Consider the following 19,732-nt stretch of genomic DNA (forward strand, 5'->3'; position numbering starts at 1 on the left):
GCCCCGCGCGGGCACCGGCTCAGGAGTGGAAGGGCAGGCCGGCGTCGGCGACCAGGTCGAGGTCGTCGCTTTCGTCGGGCGGCAGCAGGGTGGCGCTGCCGTCGCCGACCGGCACCACTCCGAGCTCCAGGAGCTCCGCCATGGCGGCGCTGCCCGCCATGTCGCGGACCTGGAGCTGGTACCGCGCGGTGGTGCGGAAGGCGCCGCCGGCGTCGTCGCCGGTGCGCTGGAGGAAGCCGGAGTCGACGAGGAAGGCCACCGCCTTGCCGACGATGCCGGTGGTCGAACCGGCCAGCCGCCGGGCGTCCTTGGTGGCACCGGTGGCGCTGCGCCGCGCGTACACCCGCCAGGCCGCCTCCAGGCCGGGGGCGTCGGAGGCCGGGTCGGTGTTCTCGCCCTCCGCCTCGGCGCGCTCCTCCAGGCGGCGGCAGGCCTGGCGGACGAAGGCGTCCACGCCGTTGACCGTGATCCGGCCGATGTATCCGTCGTCGGCGAGGTCCTCGGGACGGGGGAAGGCCATGGCGGCGACCGCGAGGTGGGCCAGGCCGTGCAGGAAGCGGTCGGCGGAGTCGGCGGCGGTGCGACGCGCGTAGTCACCCATCCGTACGGCGAAGACGGAGTCCTCGGCGGCGGTGACGGCCATCCCCGCGCGGGTGGAGACCTCCAGCACCACGAGGCCCAGCCCGGCGGCGATCGCGTCGGCGAGGCGCGCGAAGGCCGGGTCGTCCCGGTGCCGGCGCAGCAGCTCGGCGTATTCGACATCCCGCGCGGGCAGCAGCTTCGGCTGGAGCCCGAAGGCGACCAGCCGCGCGGCGTCCGCCGCGTCCGCGGGGGTCACCGCGCTCGGCGCCGCGTGGTGCGCCTCCGCCGCACGGGGCGGCTGGGCCGGCTGTGCGGTGTCGTCGGCGTCGTACGGGTTCATGCGGGGAGCTCCTGGGGGCGGGCGAAGACAGGGGTTGCGGCCGGTGCGGCACCGTCGGCCCACGCCGTCCACGGGGCTCGGCGGCGCGATGGGACGGGATGGCCGCCCCGGCCGGAGGCCGCCGGGTGCGCGCGGTGTGTCCTGGTCAAGACGCCTCCGTGCGGTCGGCGGCCATGGCGGCCGCGTCCAGCAGGGCGGTGCCGACGATGAGGTCGGCGCCGCCGAACTCCGGGTCGTCGAGCTCGGTGCCGTCGTCGACGGCGAAGAGCAGCCGGGGCTCGCCCTGGCGGTAGGCGGTGCCGACCGGGGGGCTGGCGGCGTGCACGGCCAGCAGGGCGAGCAGGTAGGGCAGCTCCGGGTCGGTGCGCCGGGCCTCGGCCAGCAGCCCGGAGAGCCGGCGCGGGGCGTCGGGCGGCAGATCGAGCAGGTCCATGGCGGCGGCCAGCTGCTCCTCGCTGAACCGGCTGTCGTCGGGGGTGGCGATCAGGTCCGGCTCCGGCATCTCGGCGCCCAGGTGGGCGCGCTCGACCGGCGGGGTGAGCAGCAGGTCGACCAGGTCGCCGACGCGCACCGAGGCGGGGGTGCGCAGCCCGGTGCCGCGCGCGAAGAAGGCGTCGGTCACCCGGATCGCCTGCTCGACGGGGAGCGGCAGCACGGGGGCGACCAGCTGCCCGTACAGATCGAGGCCCGCGCGGGCGGCCGGGGCGGCGAACGCCTGCCGGTCCTGCTCCGCGCGGAACAGCGGTCCGGCCTCCAGCAGCCGGGACTGGAGCTGGGTGTGGCGCCGGATGCAGTCCTTGACGATGTCCACGAGCTCGGCGGCGCGCCGCTTGTTCTCGGGTCCCTCGGCCTCGTCCCGGGCCTTGCGGATGTTGGTCAGGATCGCGTTCTCGTGGCGGTAGCGGTCGGCGACGTGCTCCAGCGCCTCGGCGATCATGTCGGGCACGCCGCGCAGCCAGTCCACGGCGCGCACGTTGCGCCGGGTGGCGTCGAGCGTGCGGCGCAGCGTCTCCGAGTACTGCACCGTGCGGTAGCGGGCCTGCTCGGCGGCGAGCTGGGCGTCGGCGAGGCGGCCGCGGCTGATCAGCACCTCCAGCTTCACCTCGGCGGCGATCTGGGCGCTGGTGACGTCGGTGTCCAGCGCGCCGACCAGGACGTTGACGGCCTCGTCGGTGGTGCGCAGATAGACCCCGCCGCCCGGGCCGGGCACTTCCTCGATCAGCTTGAAGTCGTAGTCGCGGCGGACGTAACCGCCGTCGGCGTCGAAGGTGCCGTAGACCGCGCGGAAGCCGCGGTCCACGCTGCCGACGTTGATCAGGTTCTCCAGCACCCAGCGGGCGACCCGCTCGTGCTCGGCGGCGGGCCGCTCGGGCGTCTGGGCGGCGACCCGCGGCACCAGGCGGGTGACTATCTGCTCGTGGTCGGCGCCGGTGTCGAAGTCCATGTTCAGCGTGACCAGGTCGATGGCGGCCAGCGCGACCTCCGCCATCGCGTAGACCCCGAACTCACCCGCGAGGTTGGCCTTGCGCACGTCGAGGTCGTGCAGGGGCGCGGTGCACGCGAGCGCGCGCAGCCGACGCGCCAGGCCCTCGTCGGCGGCCGGGCCCGGGGCAGCACGGAACTGCCCGTTGAGCTGGGGCGCAGCGGCCCCCGGGGGTGCAGAAGTCACGTCGCACAGCGTAGGCGGTCGCACCGACAACGGACGAAACGGCACGGCTCCGCCGGGCGCCCCGCGGGTCAGTGTGTGGCGCCGCCCACAGCCCGGATGTCCGAGGTCCGGGCGACGGCGGCGGCCGTGATCGCCCGCAGGCCCTCGGCGACGGCCGCCACCGGAAGCGATGGCTCCGGTCGGTCGGTGACCTGGTCCGGAGCATACGGGACGTGGACGAAGCCGCCGCGCAGCGCCGGCCGCTCGGTGGCGATCAGATGCATCAGCCCGTAGAAGACGTGGTTGCAGACGAAGGTGCCGGCGGTCTGGGAGACGGCGGCGGGGAGCCCCGCCGCGCGGACGGCCGCGACGCACGCCTTCACCGGGAGGGCGGCGAAGTAGGCGGCCGGCCCGCCCGGCACGATCGGCCGGTCGATGGGCTGTGCGCCCGCGTTGTCGGGGATGCGGGCGTCGTCGAGATTGATGGCGACCCGCTCCACGGTGATGCCGGGACGCCCGCCGGCCTGCCCGACACACAGCACCACCAGCGGGTCCTCCGCCTCGACGGCCGCGACGAGCGTCTCCCGCGCCGCCCCGAAGACGCAGGGCAGCTCGACGGCGGCGAAGGAGACGCCGGGCAGCGGTCGTGCCGTCGCGGCGCGGACCGCCTCCCAGGAGGGGTTGGTCCGCTCGCCGTCGAAGGGTTCGAATCCGGTCAGCAGGACGCGGGTCATCTGCGGCTCCTCGGGGGCGTGGACCGCGCGGTCAGAAGGCGAACGCGGCCATGATCACGATGTTGCAGCCGAGCAGCGCCACCGCGGTGGGCAGCTGGGCCTTGATCGGGCCGTACTGGTCCTTCAGCTCCAGCAGGGCCGCCGGGACGATGTTGAAGTTGGCCGCCATGGGGGTCACGAGCGTGCCACAGAAGCCGGCCAGCATGCCGATCGCCAGCACCGCGGCGGGGGTGCCGTCGAAGTGCTCGACCAGCACGGGCCAGCCGACGGCGGCGGTCATCACGGGGAAGGCGGCGAAGGCGTTGCCCATGATCACGGTGAACAGCGCCATGCCCACGCAGTAGACGACGACGGCGATGTACAGCGAGTCGTCCGGGAGCACCTTGGTGGTGAGCTTGCCGACCTGGGTGCCCACTCCCGCGACGGAGAAGATCGAGCCGAGGGTGGCGAGCATCTGCGGGAGCAGCATCGCCCAGCCCATGGCCTCCAGCATGGAGCGGCCGGCGTGCACCGGGGTGCTGACGCGCCGTTCGCGCAGCATGACCATGCCGACCCCGAGGGCGACGACCGCTCCGATGCCGAGCCCCAGGATGGTCTCGCTCCCCTTCTGGAGGATCGGTTCGCCGCCGATCGACAGCTCCTTGACGCCGACGGCGCAGGCCATGGCGACGACCGGGATGGTGAGGGCGGGCACGAAGAGCCGGTTCCCCAGGCGGGCCGCGCTCGCGGCGCGCTGCCGCGGGGTGGTGGTGCGCACCTCGCCGCGCCCGGTGAAGCCGAAGCCGGCCAGAGCTGCCATGGCCAGTACGGCGACGCCGAGGGGTTCGGCCGGGGCCCGCTTCTCGGCGACCCAGCTGCTGTAGACGAAGCCGGCGCCCAGCAGCCCCCAGAAGGCCGCGGTGCCGTACCGCTTGGGGTTGGTGCGGTCGGCGGCCATCTGGGCCGCCATCACCAGGAAGATGGCTCCCACCAGCCAGAAGAACCACTCTGCCTTGATCACTTGATGACCTCCGGGGCGTCGTCGGCGGTGCGGACGGGGCCGGCATCGGCGGCCAGGAGCTCGCGCTCCAGCTGCCGGTCCAGCCGCAGCAGCCGGTAGCCGTGGACGGCCAGGGCGCAGACCGCGGTGGGGATCGCCCACAGGGCGAGGTGCAGGGGCTCCAGGTGGGTGTCGTACGTGGTGTTGACGAAGCCGGTGATCAGCAGGATCGAGCCGACCGCCAGGAAGACGTCCTCACCGAAGAAGAGTCCGACGTTGTCCGCGCTGGCGGAGAAGGACCTGATCTTCTCCCTGGCCTTGTCGGGCAGCGGCCCGAAGCGGCGCTCCGCGGCGCCCTCGGCCATGGGGGCGACCAGCGGACGCACGGTCTGCGCCGGGCCGCCGACGCTCACCAGGCCGACGGCCGCGGTGATCTGGCGCAGGGCGAGGTAGAGGGTGAGGAAGCGGCCGGTGGTGAGCTTGGCGAAGCGGGCGATGAGGGTGCGGGCCTGCTCCTGGAGGCCGTAGCGCTCCAACAGGCCGATGACGGGCAGGGTGATGGCGAAGATGGTCACCGCACGGCTCGACGCGAAGCCGTTGCCGAAGGCCGCGAGCACTTCGCGGGGCGACAGGCCGCCGAGCAGTCCGGTGGCGATACCCGCCACTCCCACCACCAACAGGGGATTGCGTCTCGTGGCGAAGCCGACGACGACCACGAGCACGCCGAGGAGAACGATCATGCGTCCGCCTTCCAGGCAGGACCTCACGGAGGGGTGAGGAGGCTGCGACGGAGGCTAGGCGATTGTTCAACGATCCGACAAGAGGTTGATCCGGGTTCTCTTTTCGGCGTCTCGGCGGCCACCACGCGGCGGCTCCCGCTCCCCGCGGAGCCGCCCCTACGGGGCGATACGCTCCGCGTACGCCCCCGACAACTGCCGCCGGGAGTCCTCCAGATAGGCGGCGAGCAGCCGCTCCGCCTCGGCCGCGTCACCCGCCTGGAGCGCCTCCAGGATCTGTCGGTTCCGGGTGAGATACGGCGCGTGGAAGCGACGCGGGTCGTCCATCACATGGAAGACCAGACGCAGTTCGGCGAGGACGCCGCGCATCAGCTCGTCGGTGCGCGCGCTGCCGGCCAGCGCCACCACCGCCTGGTGGAAGCGGATGTTGGCGGTGGACAGCTCCTGCCACTCCCGCGCCGCCGCGGCCCGCTCGCCCGCGACGACCGCCGCCTCCACCGCCTCCAGCGCGTACGGCGGCCGCCCCAGGCCGCGGACCGCCCCGCACTCCACGAGGAGGCGCACCCGGTAGATGTCGAGGATGTCCTCGACCGTGACGACCCGCACGAAGACCCCGCGGTTCAGCTGGTGCACCAGCAGCCGCTCGTGCGTGAGCAGCCGGAACGCCTCGCGCAGGGTGTTACGGGAGACGCCCAGCGCGCCCCCGATGCTGTCCTCGGACAGTCGGGTGCCGGGCGGGAAGAAGCCCTCCGCGATCCGGTCGCGCAGGATGTCGGCGACCCGCTCGGCGGTGCTGGTGCGGCCGAGCAGCGCCCGGTCGTCCGCGAGCCCCGACACCGCCACCGCCTCGGCCAGCCGCTGTTCGGTCCCGTTCGTCACGCTTTCTCCCTTTTCACCCGTCGCCGCTTTCACCTGTCGCCGCCGCGTTCCGCTCCGCGTCGAAGCGTCAATGCCCCGAAGCGTCGAAGTCCCGATGCGTCGATGCCCGAAGCAGGGGAAGTACAGCCGAGATATCAGACCGAAACAACATCCCTCTTGTCGGATCGTTCAACAATCTCTACGTTAGGCCGACATGACCACCATGGAAACGAGCACGGCCGCGCGCGGCGCAGACCTGGTGATCGACCTCAACGCCGACCTCGGCGAGGGCTTCGGCCGCTGGCGGTTGACCGACGACGACGCCCTGCTCTCCATCGTCTCCAGCGCCAACGTCGCCTGCGGCTTCCACGGCGGCGACCCCTCGACGATGCGGCGGGTCTGCGAGCTGGCCGCCGAGCGCGGCGTGGCCATCGGCGCGCAGGTCTCCTACCGCGACCTGGCCGGCTTCGGACGGCGCGCCATGGACGTGCCGCCGCGCGAGCTGGCCGACGAGATCGCGTACCAGATCGGCGCCCTGGAGGTGTTCGCCCGCGCCGCCGGATCGCGCGTGCGCTACGTCAAGCCGCACGGGGCGCTCTACAACCGCGCGGTCCACGACGAGGAGCAGGCCGCCGCCGTCGCCGAGGGCGTACGGCTGGCCGCCGCCGAGCCGCTGCCGGTGCTCGGGCTGCCCGGCTCCCGGCTGCACCACGCCGCCCGCGCCGCCGGGCTTCCGGTGGTCACCGAGGCCTTCGCCGACCGCGCGTACACCGCCGCCGCGACCCTCGTACCGCGCGGCACACCGGGCGCCGTGGTCAGCGACCCCGACACCGTGGTCTCGCGCGCCCTGGCGATCGCCCGCGACCGCGCGGTGGACTCGATCGAGGGCGACCGACTGTCGGTGAAGGTGCGGTCCCTGTGCCTGCACGGCGACACCCCCGGCGCCGCCGCCCTCGCGCGGCGCGTCCGGGACGAGCTGGCGACCGCGGGCGTTCGGGTGGAGGCGTTCGCGTGACCGGCGCGGCCCCCGGGCGCGGTACGCCGACGTCCACGGCCTCTGCCGTACGCGAGACCGCCGCCGTAGGCAAGGCCCGCGCGGCATGCGTGACCGTAGGCGACACCCCGGCCGCAGGCGACGCCCCCGCCGTAGACGACGCCCGCGCGGCATCCGAGGCCCCCGCCGTAGGCGACGCCCACGCGGTAGGAGAGGCCCGCGCGGCATGCGAGACCGTAGGCGACGCCCGCGCGGTCCGCGACGCCCGGCCGTCCGTGGGCGCCCGTACGGTGCCCGGCGGCCCGGGGGACCGCGCGACGAACGCGGAGGCGGTCGCATCCCCACCACCCCCGTGCGGTGCGCCGGAGATCCGGGTGCGCGGTCTGCCGGTCGGCGAGCACGCGCTGCTGCTGGAGGTGGAACCGGCCGAGGGGGCGGACGGCCCCGAGGCGGCCGAGGCGCTCCACGCCGAAGTGCTGCGCCGCGCGGAGGCGCGTGAACTGCCGCCCGTGCGTGTCGTCGTCCCAGCGGCGCGCACCGTGCTGCTCGACGGGGTCGCGGAGCCGGCCCGGCTCGCCGCCGAGGTGGCCGAGTGGCGGGTCCCGCCGCTCGCCCGCGACCACGGCCCCACTCTGGAGATCCCGGTCCGCTACGACGGCCCGGACCTGGCCGACGTCGCCGCGGTGTGGGGGGTGGCGCCCGAGGAGGTGGCACGGATCCACGCGGCCACCGAATTCCGGGTCGCCTTCTGTGGCTTCGCGCCGGGCTTCGGATACCTCACCGGCCTCCCGCGCGAGCTCCATGTGCCGCGCCGGGCCACGCCCAGGACCCGGGTGCCGGCCGGCTCGGTCGCCCTGGCCGGCCCGTACACCGGTGTCTATCCGCGCTCGTCCCCCGGCGGCTGGCAACTGATCGGCACCACGGACGCGGTGCTGTGGGACACCGCGCGGACCCCTGCGGCCCTCCTCTCCCCCGGCACCCGCGTGCGCTTCGTGCCGCGCGGGGACGCCGATGTCCCCAGGAACGCCGAAGGTCGCGAGGACGCCGAAGCCCCCGAGGACACCGAAGGCCGCGAGGCCACCGGAGACCCGGAGGAGGCGGCCGACGCCGCGCGGGGCCTCGGGACGGAGCCGCGGAGGACCCGGAAGGGAGCGCGGGCGAAGTGACGGACAGCGCCTTCGCGGTGGTGCGGGCGGGTGCCCTGACCACCGTCCAGGACCTGGGCCGGGCCGGCCACGCGCACCTGGGCGTGCCGCGTTCCGGCGCGCTCGACCTGCCCGCGCACCGGCTGGCCAACCGGCTGGTCGGAAACTGCGAGCGGGCCGCCACCCTGGAGACCACGCTGACCGGCTGTGCGCTACGGGTGCGCCGCGCGGTCACGGCGGCCGTCACCGGCGCCGCCTGCGCGGTCACCGTCGACGGCCGCCCCGCGCCGTGGGGCGCGGCGTTCCGGGTGCCCGCCGGCGCGGTGCTGGAGGCGGGCCCGGCCATCCACGGGGTGCGCGGCTATCTCGCGTTCGACGGCGGGATCGACGTGGAACCGGTGCTGGGCAGCCGCGCCACCGATCTGCTCTCCGGTCTGGGGCCCGCTCCCCTGGCCGACGGCGCCGTACTGCGGCTCGGCGCCGCCCACGGCCCGCCGCCGGCGGTGGACGCGGCCGCCGGCGCCGGACCGGCGCCGGAGCTGGTGCTCCCGGTGCTCCTCGGGCCGCGCGACGACTGGTTCACCGCGCGGGGCCTGCGCACCCTGGCGACCGGGGACTTCCGCGTCTCGGCGGCCAGCAACCGCATCGGGCTGCGCACCGAGGGACCGGCGCTGGAGCGTGCCCGGGACGGGGAGCTGCCCAGCGAGGGCATGGTGCTGGGCGCGCTCCAGGTGCCACCCGACGGCCGCCCGGTGCTGTTCCTCGCCGACCATCCGACGACCGGTGGCTACCCGGTGGTCGGTGTCGTCCCCGAGCCCTGGCTCGCGGCCGCGGCGCAGGCGGTGCCCGGCACCCCGCTCCGTTTCGTCCCGCGTCGCCCAGGTGGCCGATGAGCCGGTCACCCGGGGGCCGCTGAGCCGGTCGTCCGGGGGCCGCTGAGCCGGTCGTCCGGAGGGCCGCTGAGCCGTCGTCCGGGCGGCGCGGGACAGGTCCCAGCGGGGGCGGCGGCCATCCGAGGTGCCCGTCCAGGCAATGTCCGAGGTGCCCGTCCAGCCGCGCGCACGGGTCCCGCAGCGCCTTGTCGGACGCTTGTCGGGCGCCGGCGTGGCCGCGGTCGGCGGCCTGGCGCGGGCAGCGCTCGGCTTCGGTGCGGCGGCCGCGGTCCATGTGCGGGCTACGAGGGCGACGGCCGCGGACACGTCGCCCCGCGCGGCGGCAGCGCGGACGTACGGCGACCCGCGCGCGGCCCCGGAACGGACGTACGGCCACCCGCAGCCCCGGAACGGACGTACGGCCACCCGCGCGGCGGCGGTGCGCGGGTATCGGCTGCCGCACGGCCCGGTCGGAGCCCCGCGCGGCCGGATCCGAGCCGGAGCCCAACGGCTGGACCCGGCTCGGAAAACCGGCCCGGGCCGGAGCCCTGCCTGCCCGGATCCGGCCCGGAGCACACCCCCGGCCGGGCCCGGGTGGGAAAGCCGGCCCGCCCGGATCGGAACGCCGCTCGCCCCGGGTCAGAGCGGCGGTGGGCCGTAGCCACCGCCGCCCGGGGTGCGGATGACCAGGACGTCGCCCGCGGCGCACTCCGCCGCGGCGCGGCCGGCCAGACTCTCGATGGTGCCGTCGGCCCGCTCGATGCCGTTGGCGCCCAGCTCGCCGGGGCAGCCACCCGCCATGCCGTACGGCGGCACCCGGCGGTGGCCGGTCAGCAGCGCGACCGTCATGGGCTCCAGGAAGCGGATGCGCCGGGTGACGCCGCAGCCGCCGTGCCAGCGGCCGCGGCCGCCGCTGCCCGCGCGGATCGCGAAGTCCGCCACCCTCACCGGATAGCGCCACTCCAGCACCTCGGGGTCGGTCAGCCGCGAGTTGGTCATATGGGTCTGTACGGCGTCCGCGCCGTCGAAGCCCTCGCCCGCCCCGGACCCGCTGGCCACGGTCTCGTAGTACTGCACGCGGTCGTTGCCGAAGGTGACGTTGTTCATGGTGCCGGACCCCTCGGCCTGGATGCCGAGCGCCGCGTAGAGCGCGCCGGTGACCGCCTGGGAGGTCTCGACGTTGCCGGCGACGGTGGCGGCGGGGTAGGCGGGCGCGAGCATCGAGCCCTCGGGGACGCGGATCTCCAGCGGCTTCAGGCAGCCGCTGTTGAGGGGGATGTCCTCCGCGATCAGAGTGCGGAAGACGTAGAGCACCGCCGCCATGACCACGGAGGAGGGCGCGTTGGCGTTGCCCTCCTGCTGCGCGGAGGTGCCGGCGAAGTCCAGTACCGCAGACCGCGCGGCGGGGTCCACGCGCAGGGCGACCTGGATGACCGCGCCGTCGTCGGTCTCGTAGCGGTACGAGCCGTCGCGCAACGCCGTGATGACACGACGCACGGACTCCTCGGCGTTGTCCTGGACGTGCCGCATATAGGCGTGCACCACGTCCAGGCCGAACTGTTCGACCATGCGGTGCAGTTCGCGGATGCCCTTCTCGTTCGCGGCGATCTGGGCCCGCAGGTCGGCCAGGTTGGCGTCGGGCGCGCGGGAGGGGTACGGGCCCGCGGTGAGCAGGGCGCGGGTCTCCTCCTCGCGCAGCCTGCCGTCCCGCACCAGCAGCCAGTTGTCGAAGAGCACGCCTTCCTCCTCGATGGTGCGGCTGAAGGCGGGCATGGAGCCGGGGGTGACGCCGCCGATCTCGGCGTGGTGCCCGCGCGAGGCGACGAGGAACAACAGTCGGTCGCCGCCGTCGTCCTCGGCGTCGTCGAAGACGGGGGTGACGACGGTGACGTCGGGCAGGTGGGTGCCGCCGTGGTAGGGGTCGTTGATGGCGTACACGTCGCCCGGCCGCATGGCGTCCCGGTTGCGGCGCAGCACCTCTTTGATGGACTCCCCCATCGAGCCCAGGTGCACGGGGATGTGGGGGGCGTTGGCGATCAGGTTGCCGTCCGCGTCGAAGAGGGCGCAGGAGAAGTCAAGGCGTTCCTTGATGTTGACGGAGTGGGCGGTGTTCTCCAGCCGCACGCCCATCTGCTCGGCGATGGCCATGAAGAGGCTGTTGAAGACCTCCAGCAGCACCGGGTCGACATCGGTGCCGACCGCCGTGGTGCGCGGCCGGGGGCGCGCCCGCGCGAGCAGCAGATGGCCCCGGTCGCCTACGGTGGCCCGCCAGCCCGGGTCGACGACGGTGGTGGCGTTCTCCTCCGCGATGATCGCGGGTCCGGTGACGGTGTCACCGGGGCGCAGCGCGGAGCGCTCGTGGAGCAGGGTCTCCTGCCAGCGAGACTCGCTGAACATGCGGACGCCCCCGGCGGGGCGCGGCTGCCCCTCGCGCGGCGGCAGGTCGACGGCGTAGCCCTCGGCGTCGGAGGCCGCGCCGACGGCCTCGACCGAGACCGCCTCGGCGACCAGCGGCTTGTCCATGGTGAAGGCGTAGCGGGCGCGGTGCGCGCGGACGAACTCCTCGCCCATGGCGGTGGCGTCGGCCAGCGCCACGGGGATGGCGGAGTCGGTGCCGGCGTAGCGCAGGTGGACCCGCGCGGCGGTGCTGATCGACTCCTCGGGGACGCCGTCGGCGAGCAGCTCCGCGCGGGTGCGCTCGGCGAGTCCGGTGCAGACCTCGCGCACGCGCGGAAGGGCCTCCGCGTCGCCCAGTTCGGCCTCCACGGCCTGCTCGCGCATGGCGGTGGCGTCGGCGACCCCGATGCCGTACGCGGAGAGCACACCGGCGAGCGGCGGCACGATGACGGTGTCGACCCCGAGCGCGTCGGCGACCGCGCAGGCGTGCTGACCGCCGGCACCGCCGAAGCTGGTGAGGGCGTAGCGGGTGATGTCGTGGCCGCGCTGCACGGAGATCTTCTTGACGGCGTTGGCCATGTTGAGCACGGCGATGTCGAGGAAGCCGGCGGCCACCTCCTCGGGCCCGCGGCGGTCGCCGGTGGCGGCCGTGATCTCGTCGGCGAGTCGGGCGAAGCGGTCCTGGACGGTGTCGGCGTCCAGCGGCTGGTCGCCGTCCGGCCCGAAGACGGCGGGGAAGTGGGCGGGCTGGATCCGCCCGAGCATCACATTGGCGTCGGTCAGGGTGAGCGGACCGCCGCGCCGGTAGCAGGCGGGGCCGGGGTCGGCGCCGGCCGAGTCGGGTCCCACGCGGTAGCGACGGCCGTCGAAGTGGAGCACCGATCCGCCGCCCGCCGCGACGGTGTGGATGTTCATCATGGGGGCGCGCATCCGCACGCCCGCGACCTCGGTGCCGAAGACCCGCTCGAACTCGCCCGCGTAGTGCGCGACGTCGGTGGAGGTGCCGCCCATGTCGAAGCCGATCACCCGGTCGTGTCCGGCCTCCCCGGAGGACCGGGCCATGCCGACGACGCCGCCGGCCGGCCCGGACAGCACCGCGTCCTTGCCGCGGAAGTGCGCGGCCTCCCGCAGCCCGCCGTTGGACTGCATGAACATCAGCCGGATGCCGGGCAGTTCGGCCGCCACGTCCTCGACGTAGCGGCGCAGGATGGGCGAGAGGTAGGCGTCCACGACGGTGGTGTCCCCGCGCGGTACGAGCTTCATCAGCGGGCTGACCTCGTGGGAGCAGCTCACCTGGGTGAACCCGGCCTCACGGGCGGCCGCTCCGACCGCTCGTTCGTGCGCGGCGTGCCGATAGCCGTGCAGCAGCACCACCGCCGCGCTGCGGAACCCGTCGTCGTGGGCCCTGCGCAGGTCCCGGGCGACCGCGTCCAGGTCCAGCGGCCGTACGACGCCGCCGTGGGCGTCCACTCGCTCCGGCACCTCGATCACCCGGTCGTACAGCGCCTCGGGCAGCAGGATCCGCCGGTCGAACAGGCGCGGCCGGTTCTGGTACGCGATGCGCAGCGCGTCCCGGAAGCCCTCGGTGATGACGAGCACGGTGGGGGTTCCCTTGCGCTCCAGCAGGGCGTTGGTGGCCACCGTGGTGCCCATCTTGACCACGGCCACGCGATCGGCCGGCACGGGTTCGTCGGGGCCGAGGCCCAGGGTCCGGCGGATGCCGGCGACGGCCGCGTCCCGGTAGCGCTCGGGATGGTGCGACAGCAGCTTCCGGGTGACGAGCCGTCCGTCCGGCCGGCGCCCCACCACATCGGTGAAGGTGCCGCCGCGATCGATCCAGAACTCCCAGCGCTCCGTTGTCACCTCGCCATTGTCGCAGCGGAATGTCCAGATATGGGATGACGGCGGCGGGCGGCGGTGCGGGGACCGGCGGGGCGAGGGTGTCGGGGATCGGGCCGCGGGACCCGGGCGACGCGGGCGACGCGGGTGAGGCGGGCGACGCGGGTGAGGCGACGGCACGCCGACGGCGGACGCCGGCCCGACCCTGAGCCACGGCGGACGCCGACCCGGCCCTGAGGTACGACGGACGCCGACCCGGCCCTGAGGTACGACGGGACGCCGACCCGGCCCTGAGCCACAGCGGACGCCGACTCGGCCCTGAGGTACGACGGGACGCCGACCCTTCCGCCGGCACGCCTCTACGCCGCGACGGGGTCAGCCCTCCGCGGCCGTGGCGTGGGCCCCGGCTCGCCGGGGCCCCGGGAGGCCCGGGGCGGGCCGGGCGACGGTGAGGTCGTACGAGCGGGCGCGCTCCACGGCCGCGAGAGCCTCCTCCGTCGCGCGCAGGACCCGGTCGTCGAGGAGGTGATCGGTGCGCAGCAGGCGGTGGCGGGCCTCCGCGACGGCGAGGGAGAGCAGCCCCGGCAGCAGGTCGACGCAGCGGTCGAGGACCCAGCGGGTGCCACGGGTGGCCAGCCACCAGGCGCTGGCCGCCGGACTGGGCGCCGGCCTTTCGGGCGTCAGGGACGGGGCCGGCCCGGTGGCCAGCCCGCGGGCGGCGAGGGCGGCGTGGAACTCCCGCGCGAGCAGCCGGTGACCGAGCTCGCTCGGGTGCAGCCGATCCACGCTCCACACCGCGCGGTCCGCCACCCATGGGAAGCGGGCCACGTGCACATGCACCGCGCCGTGCGCGGCGGACAGCGCGTGCACCACGGTGTTCACCGCCGCCATCCGCCGGCCCAGCGGACGGGCGAGCGGGGCGGGCAGCCCGAGTATCCGGCCCGGGTCGGGCAGACACGCGGTGAGCACCACGCTGCCGTCCGCGCGGAGCGAGCCGATCGTCCGGTCCAGGGACTCGGCCACCCGCCGGATGTCGAAGGCCGCGCGTAACGTGTCGTTGCCGCCCACCACCACCGACGCCAGATCCGGCCGCAGCCGGCGCGCCGCGGCCAGCTGCGGACCTGCCACGTCGGCGGCGAGCGCACCGCTCCGGGACAGGTTGACCAGCTCCACCGCGGACGGCGGCCCGGCCAGCCCCTCGGTCAGCAGCGCCGCCCATCCGCGCCAACCGCCCCCGGCCGCCGGATCACCGAGCCCCTCGGTGAGGGAGTCTCCCAGCGCCGCATACCGCAGCGCCGGTGGATCGCCGACGCAGGCCACTCCGCGCGGGGGCGCGTCGACCACGACGGGACGCGCGTTCATCTCGCGTCCTCCATGGTCGGTCGTCGCTTCGCCGCCGCGCCCCGCGCGGTCCGCGTCACCGGGAGCGGCGTGGCCGGAGGAGCCGTGGCACCCGGGACTTCTGGCACCGCCGGGAACTTCGGGACCGTGGGGACCTCTGGCACCGCCGGGAACTTCGGGACGGTGGGGACCTCCGGCACCGCCGGGGCCTTTGGGGCCTCTGGGGCGAGCACAGGGGGCGTGCCTCGCGTCGTCGGTCCACGTCCGACGCCGGAGGCGGGAGCCGCGGGCTCGCCGCCACGGCCGTCGTCGACGGCTATGAGCCGGGCACCGCGCGGGGCGGCTGCGGCACTCTCCACGCCCGCGTCGCTCCCTTCCCGCACCCCTGCCACGGACTCCCCGGACGCCCCGGACGCCCCGGCCTTCGCGGTCACCACGCCCGCCGAGTCCCGCCCGTACGCGGGGCCCGCGTCACCCGCGTCACCCACGGCATCCGCGGCATCCGCGAGGCACGCGGCGGGCGGCGGGGCCGGGGCGCCCCCATGGACAGGCGGGGCGTCGTGGGCGTCGAGGAAGGCCGCGACCGCCTCGGGCCAGCCGAAGCGTTCGGCGCGGCCGCGGGCGGCGCGCCGACGTTCGGTGGCGGGACGGGCCAGAAGGCGTTCGACGGCGTCGGCGAAGGCGTGGCCGTCGTCGGAGGCGATCTCACCCGCCGGGCCCACGACGTCGGGGAGGGCGGACAGGGCGCTGACGACCACGGGGGTGCCACAGGCCAGGGCCTCCAGGGCGGCCAGGCCAAAGGTTTCCGCGGGGCCCGGAGCGAGAACGACGTCCGCGCTGGCCTGGAGCTCGGCGAGGGCGCCCCGGTCGGCGAGGTGACCGAGGAACCGCACCGGCAGGTGTTCCGCGCGGGCTCGCGCCTCGAGCCGGGCGCGGAGCGGCCCATCACCCGCGACCACCAGGAAGGGGTCGAGCCCTCGCCGAACCAGCTCGGCGAGCGAGTCCAGGGCGCGTCCCGGCCGCTTCTCCGGAGACAGGCGCGAGCACATGGCGAGGAGCACCGACGCTCCCCGCGCGTGCCGGGCGCGCAGGAGCGCACTGGTGCGCGCCGGGTGGAAATGGTCGAGGTCGACGCCCAGTGGGGCGCGTACGACATTGCGCGCGCCGATCCGATCGAACTCCCGCTCGGCCCACGCCGTGGTGCACACGATCCGCGAATACGCCAGCGAGGTGCGGGTGTTGAGCCGGTCGGCGACGCGCCGGGCCGCCGCTTCCGGTACCCCCCAGGTGCGCAGCACCGCGTCGGCGCTCTCGTGCGACACCATCACCGCCGGGACGCGGGCCCGTCTGGCCCACTCCCCCGTCCACCGCAGGGTGGTGCGGTCGGACACCTCCAGCCGATCGGGAGCGAGCGACTCCAACAGCCGGGCCAGCCGCCGTCGATCGGTCAGCACGCGATACCCGCCGGTGCCGGGGATCACGGGGCCGGGGACCGTGATCACCCGGCCCTGGGCGGTGTAGCCGTCGGAAGAGCGCTCGCCCGGCACGATCAGCACGGGCTCGTGGCCGGCCGCCCGGTAGCCCGCGCCCAGCTCGCGCAGGGCCGTGCGGAGGCCGCCGGAGGCAGGGCTGACGAAGTTGGCCAGCCGCACGATGCGCAGCGGCCGCGCCGATCGGCGACCGTCACCGCGCACGTCCGCCCTGGGCGCGCCACTGTCACCGCGCCCCTCCGCGCGGGGCGCCGCGCCGTCGACACCGCGCACGACCGCGCGGGACGGGCCTTCGCCACCGCCCACGTCCACGCGGGGCGCGTCACCGTCACCGCGCACGACCGCGCGGGGCGCGCCGTCGAGAGCGGGCAGGCTCGGGACGCTCCCGCTGCCGCCGCCCGGCGCACCACCCGGCACTCCGCCGACACCGAGACCGACACCGACACCGAGACCGACTTCACGAGAGGGCACGCGCCCACCGCCGGCCCGCGTGCTCATGCCGCCACCGCCGTGCGCGACGCCAGTACCTCGGCCAGGTGGTCGATCAGTTGGTCGCCCACCGCGCGCCAGGTGCGGCCGGCGACCGCCGCCCGGCCCTGATGGGCCAGTCGCACGCGCAGCGCCGGGTCGGCCGCGAGCACCGACACCGCCTCGCGCAACGCGACGGCGTCACCCGGCGGCACGAGCAGGCCGGTCCGCCCGTGGTCGACCAGGTCCAGCGGGCCGCCCACCGCCGGGGCGACCACGGGCACGCCGCTGGCCTGCGCCTCCTGGACGGTCTGGCAGAAGGTCTCCTGCGCCCCGGTGTGCGCGAAGACATCCAGTGAGGCGAAGACACGGGCCAGCTCCCCACCGGTGCGACGACCCAGGAAGCGCGCGCGGGGCATCGCGGCGCGCAGCGCGGGCTCGTCGGGCCCATCCCCGACGATCACCACCCGTACGCCCGGCAGCTCGCTCACCGGGGCGAGCAGGTGCACGCTCTTCTCCGGCGCGAGCCTGCCGACGTAGCCGACGAGCAGCTCGCCGCCCGGCGCCAGGCCGCGGCGCAGCCCGAGGTCGCGACGGAGCGGGTGGAACCGCACGCTGTCCACCCCGCGCGGCCACAGCGCCACGCGCGGCACGCCGTGTTCCTCCAGGTCGCGGGCGGCCGCGGTGGACGGCGCGAGAGTGCGATCGGCCGCGGTGTGCACCGCGCGTATCCGCCGCCAGGCCGCGGCCTCGCCGGCACCGAGGTACGTACGGGCGTAGCCGCCCAGGTCGGTCTGGTAGACGGCGACGGCGGGCAGCCGCAGCCGCAGGGCCGCGCTCATCCCGCGCGCGCCGAGGACGAAGGGGCTGGCCAGGTGGACGATCTCGGTGCCGTGCGCCGTGAGCGCGGTGGCCAGCCGGCGGCTGGGGAGGGCCACGCGCACCTGGGGGTAGCCGGGAAGTGGAAGGGACGGGATGCGGACGACGGGGAAGTCGTGGGCGACGTCGGCGTCGGTCGGCGCGTCCTGGGGGCCGGCCGGGGCGATGACGAGGGGGTGGTGGCCGCGCCGGTGCAGGTGCCGGGCGGTCTGCAACGCGCAGTGGGCCACCCCGTTGACGTCGGGAGGGAAGGATTCGGTCACGATGGCGACACGCATACCCGTGTTCTCGGCGTACCAGGGATAGCCCCGGCGGCGGGGAGCTTGCGCGGCGTGAAACGTCCCATGAGCGTTCGGCGCCCGCCCGGCGGGCACGCTACGGGTAACGCCCCCGGGCGCACGCGAGCGGTTTCCCCGCCGTACGCGGGTAAGGCCCCGCGGACGAAAGGCGACGCCCGGGCACCCGCCCATCGGGGCCGGTCGGCGACCGCCTCAGCGCAACGCCTCGATCAGCGCCGCCGCCCAACCGAAGCTTCTCCGGTCTCGGGCCTCGGGCCTGCGGTCTCCGGCCTCTGGACCCCGAGCCTCGGGTCTCCGGCACCCGCGAATGGATCCCCCGGGAATTGGATCCCCCGGTCTCGGATATCGGGTCTCGGACACCGGCCCTCGGATCCACTGCTTGCGGGCTGACGTCTCGACCCCGCAGCTCAGGACTCGGTGCTCGGGCCTCGGCGCTCGGGCCTCGGATCCACAGCCTCGGGCTGCGTCCCCGGTCTCACGGCTCAGGGCTCGGGGCTGGGGCCTCGGGCCTCGACGCTCGGGCCTCGGGTCAGACCGACGTGGTGTCGGGGCCGAAGCGGCTGCGGACCGCGGTCTGGACCTCGGCCTCCTCGGCCGGGTCGGTGGCCAGCCGGCGGAGCTGGGTGACCACGCGGTCGTCGGCGGTGGCGGCATGGCGGGCGGCGAGTTCGCGGGTGCTCTCCTCGCAGTCCCACAGGCACTCGACGGCGAAGCCGGCGGCGAAGGAGGGATCGGTGGCGGCCAGCGCGTGGGCGGCGCGGCCGCGCAGATGGGAGGAGGAGGTCTCGCGGTAGATGTGCCGCAGCACGGGAGCGGCGCAGCCGATGGCGAGGCGGCCGGCGCCGTCGACGAGCGGCCACAGCGCGCGGGCGTCGGGGCCCTCGGCGCGCACGGTCCGGCGCAGTGCGGCGAGCACGAGGCCCGCGTCGTACTGTCCGCCGCGGCAGGCGAGCATCTCCGCGGCCGCCTCGCCGAGGGCGTCCGGCCGGGGCGCCCAGACACGGGCCCGGTCCAGGGCCGCGACGCTGCGCATCCGGGAGAAGGCGGCGAGGGCGGCCTCGGCGACCAGTGGCGAGGTCGGGCCGATGACCAGCGACGACACATCGAGGGCGAGGTCGTCGCCCCGCTGTCGCAGGGGCTCGGCGGCCGACTCCGGCGCGGAGCCGGGGACGACGGTGCGGGCGGGCCGCACGGGGACGAAGCCGGTGACGGCGGCCTCGATCAGGTCGAGGACCTCGGGGTCGCCGGTCTCCGCCAGGTGGCGCAGGGCTGCCGCGCGGGCGGCGTCCGGGGCGCCCGCGGCGGCGGCGAGCAGTTCGGGGCGGTCCTCGGGGCCGGCGACGGCGGCCAGGCAGCGCGCCGCGGCGTCGTGTCGGCGCGCGCCGGGGAGCGCGTCGAGCGCGTCCTGCTCCCCTTGGGCCCACCGCAGCACGTCGCGAACGCTCCAGCCCGGGCGTGGGCCGGTGGGCCGCAGCTGGCGCTGCCAGCGGTCGAAGGCGCCGCGCTCCTGGGCGGCGCGCACCCGGGCACCGAGCCGCGGATCGTCCGCCCACAGCCGCCAGGGCCGGGGCTCGTACGCGCCGCGCACCGCGGCGGCGAGCTCGGCGTCGCCCTCGGGTGAGGCGGGGAACCGGCCCAGGATCGCCGGGGCGAGACCGCGCAGCCCGCCGTCGTCGTCGCGGAGCGCCAGCTCGTCCAGCGCCCAGGTCCAGTTGGTCCCGGAGGCCGCGTAGCGGCGGAGCAGCAGCAGGGCGTCGTCCCGCCCGTAGGAGGCGAGGTGTCCGAGGACGGACAGGGCCAGGCCGGTGCGTTCCTCCGCGTCGTCCAGGAGATCGTCGGGGTGAAAAAGGTGCTGTTCGATTTCGCCGAGGTCACATTGGAGATCCAGGCAGAGGCGCGCGTAGTAGAGCGAGCGGTTCTCGACCTGCCAGTCGCGGCGAGGATCACGCAGCACACAGTGGTGCAGTGCCGCGAGCGCCTCGGCCCGCGGCGCCGCGAGGGCGTGCAGGGTCCCGTCGCCACGGCCTCTCTGCAGGAGGCCGAGCAGCGTGCCGCTGGGCGCTATGTCTGGATCGAACATGAGGTCAGCATCCGGTGCGGGGTATTGGGGTGGCAACGGGATTTCCGTCG

At 75.5% G+C, this 19,732-nt stretch carries 13 protein-coding genes and 1 pseudogene; 3 read left to right on the plus strand and 11 right to left on the minus strand.

All coding sequences use genetic code 11. The features are described 5' to 3' along the window. Positions 1-19: 19 nt before the first annotated feature. The 6 genes from LRS74_RS04160 to LRS74_RS04185 form a co-directional block, all read right to left on the minus strand. On the minus strand, positions 20-922 hold the full coding sequence (locus LRS74_RS04160; RefSeq protein ID WP_277739696.1) for a hypothetical protein: 903 nt from the start codon (positions 920-922) through the stop codon (positions 20-22). 145 nt (positions 923-1,067) lie between these two features. Further along, complete coding sequence (locus tag LRS74_RS04165; protein WP_277739697.1) at positions 1,068-2,591, minus strand: hypothetical protein; 1,524 nt, start codon at positions 2,589-2,591, stop codon at positions 1,068-1,070. 68 nt (positions 2,592-2,659) lie between these two features. Beyond that, complete coding sequence (gene pcp / locus LRS74_RS04170) at positions 2,660-3,304, minus strand: pyroglutamyl-peptidase I (RefSeq protein WP_277739698.1); 645 nt, start codon at positions 3,302-3,304, stop codon at positions 2,660-2,662. Between the two features lie 31 nt (positions 3,305-3,335). After that, a complete protein-coding gene (locus LRS74_RS04175; RefSeq protein WP_277739699.1) occupies positions 3,336-4,304 on the minus strand; it encodes a DUF979 domain-containing protein in 969 nt (322 codons plus the stop codon). Beyond that, the gene (locus LRS74_RS04180; protein ID WP_277739700.1) at positions 4,301-5,023 is read right to left on the minus strand and encodes a DUF969 domain-containing protein; all 723 of its coding nucleotides are present in this window, start codon (positions 5,021-5,023) and stop codon (positions 4,301-4,303) included. The genes LRS74_RS04175 and LRS74_RS04180 overlap by 4 nt, the downstream gene beginning before the upstream one ends. Positions 5,024-5,179: 156 nt before the next feature. Next, positions 5,180-5,899 carry a GntR family transcriptional regulator gene (locus tag LRS74_RS04185; RefSeq protein ID WP_277739701.1) on the minus strand — a complete coding sequence of 240 codons (720 nt, stop codon included), beginning with the start codon at positions 5,897-5,899 and terminating at the stop codon, positions 5,180-5,182. Between the two features lie 193 nt (positions 5,900-6,092). Here LRS74_RS04185 and LRS74_RS04190 point away from each other — a divergent pair, with 193 nt between their 5' ends. The 3 genes from LRS74_RS04190 to LRS74_RS04200 all read left to right on the plus strand — a co-directional run bounded on the left by LRS74_RS04190 (position 6,093) and on the right by LRS74_RS04200 (position 8,910). Further along, positions 6,093-6,893 (plus strand): 5-oxoprolinase subunit PxpA, encoded by an 801-nt coding sequence (locus LRS74_RS04190; protein WP_277739702.1) that lies wholly within the window; start codon positions 6,093-6,095, stop codon positions 6,891-6,893. Between the two features lie 353 nt (positions 6,894-7,246). Then, positions 7,247-8,038 carry a 5-oxoprolinase subunit PxpB gene (gene pxpB, locus LRS74_RS04195; protein ID WP_277744588.1) on the plus strand — a complete coding sequence of 264 codons (792 nt, stop codon included), beginning with the start codon at positions 7,247-7,249 and terminating at the stop codon, positions 8,036-8,038. Further along, positions 8,035-8,910 carry a biotin-dependent carboxyltransferase family protein gene (locus tag LRS74_RS04200; RefSeq protein ID WP_277739703.1) on the plus strand — a complete coding sequence of 292 codons (876 nt, stop codon included), beginning with the start codon at positions 8,035-8,037 and terminating at the stop codon, positions 8,908-8,910. The genes pxpB and LRS74_RS04200 overlap by 4 nt, the downstream gene beginning before the upstream one ends. A gap of 618 nt (positions 8,911-9,528) precedes the next feature. On the opposite strand, the gene LRS74_RS04205 is transcribed toward LRS74_RS04200, so the two are convergent. The 5 genes and pseudogenes from LRS74_RS04205 to LRS74_RS04225 form a co-directional block, all read right to left on the minus strand. Beyond that, the gene (locus LRS74_RS04205) at positions 9,529-13,149 is read right to left on the minus strand and encodes a hydantoinase B/oxoprolinase family protein (RefSeq protein WP_277739704.1); all 3,621 of its coding nucleotides are present in this window, start codon (positions 13,147-13,149) and stop codon (positions 9,529-9,531) included. Positions 13,150-13,500: 351 nt separating this feature from the next. After that, complete coding sequence (locus LRS74_RS04210; RefSeq protein ID WP_277739705.1) at positions 13,501-14,487, minus strand: SGNH/GDSL hydrolase family protein; 987 nt, start codon at positions 14,485-14,487, stop codon at positions 13,501-13,503. A gap of 530 nt (positions 14,488-15,017) precedes the next feature. Beyond that, a pseudogene (locus tag LRS74_RS04215) lies at positions 15,018-16,160 on the minus strand (glycosyltransferase); the annotation flags it as partial. Positions 16,161-16,450: 290 nt separating this feature from the next. Continuing rightward, the gene (locus LRS74_RS04220; protein WP_277739706.1) at positions 16,451-17,581 is read right to left on the minus strand and encodes a glycosyltransferase family 1 protein; all 1,131 of its coding nucleotides are present in this window, start codon (positions 17,579-17,581) and stop codon (positions 16,451-16,453) included. Between the two features lie 550 nt (positions 17,582-18,131). Beyond that, positions 18,132-19,682 (minus strand): HEAT repeat domain-containing protein, encoded by a 1,551-nt coding sequence (locus tag LRS74_RS04225; protein ID WP_277739707.1) that lies wholly within the window; start codon positions 19,680-19,682, stop codon positions 18,132-18,134. Positions 19,683-19,732: the final 50 nt, after the last annotated feature.

This window comes from Streptomyces sp. LX-29 (genome assembly GCF_029541745.1).
GTDB lineage: Bacteria > Actinomycetota > Actinomycetes > Streptomycetales > Streptomycetaceae > Streptomyces.

Bases quoted from the DNA above. Each gene is read 5' to 3' on its own strand.
- LRS74_RS04210 (WP_277739705.1), bottom strand. From the start codon at position 14,487: ATGAACGCGCGTCCCGTCGTGGTCGACGCGCCCCCGCGCGGAGTGGCC.
- LRS74_RS04220 (WP_277739706.1), bottom strand. From the start codon at position 17,581: ATGCGTGTCGCCATCGTGACCGAATCCTTCCCTCCCGACGTCAACGGG.
- LRS74_RS04160 (WP_277739696.1), bottom strand. From the start codon at position 922: ATGAACCCGTACGACGCCGACGACACCGCACAGCCGGCCCAGCCGCCC.
- pcp (WP_277739698.1), bottom strand. From the start codon at position 3,304: ATGACCCGCGTCCTGCTGACCGGATTCGAACCCTTCGACGGCGAGCGG.
- LRS74_RS04190 (WP_277739702.1), top strand. From the start codon at position 6,093: ATGACCACCATGGAAACGAGCACGGCCGCGCGCGGCGCAGACCTGGTG.
- LRS74_RS04180 (WP_277739700.1), bottom strand. From the start codon at position 5,023: ATGATCGTTCTCCTCGGCGTGCTCGTGGTCGTCGTCGGCTTCGCCACG.
- LRS74_RS04225 (WP_277739707.1), bottom strand. From the start codon at position 19,682: ATGTTCGATCCAGACATAGCGCCCAGCGGCACGCTGCTCGGCCTCCTG.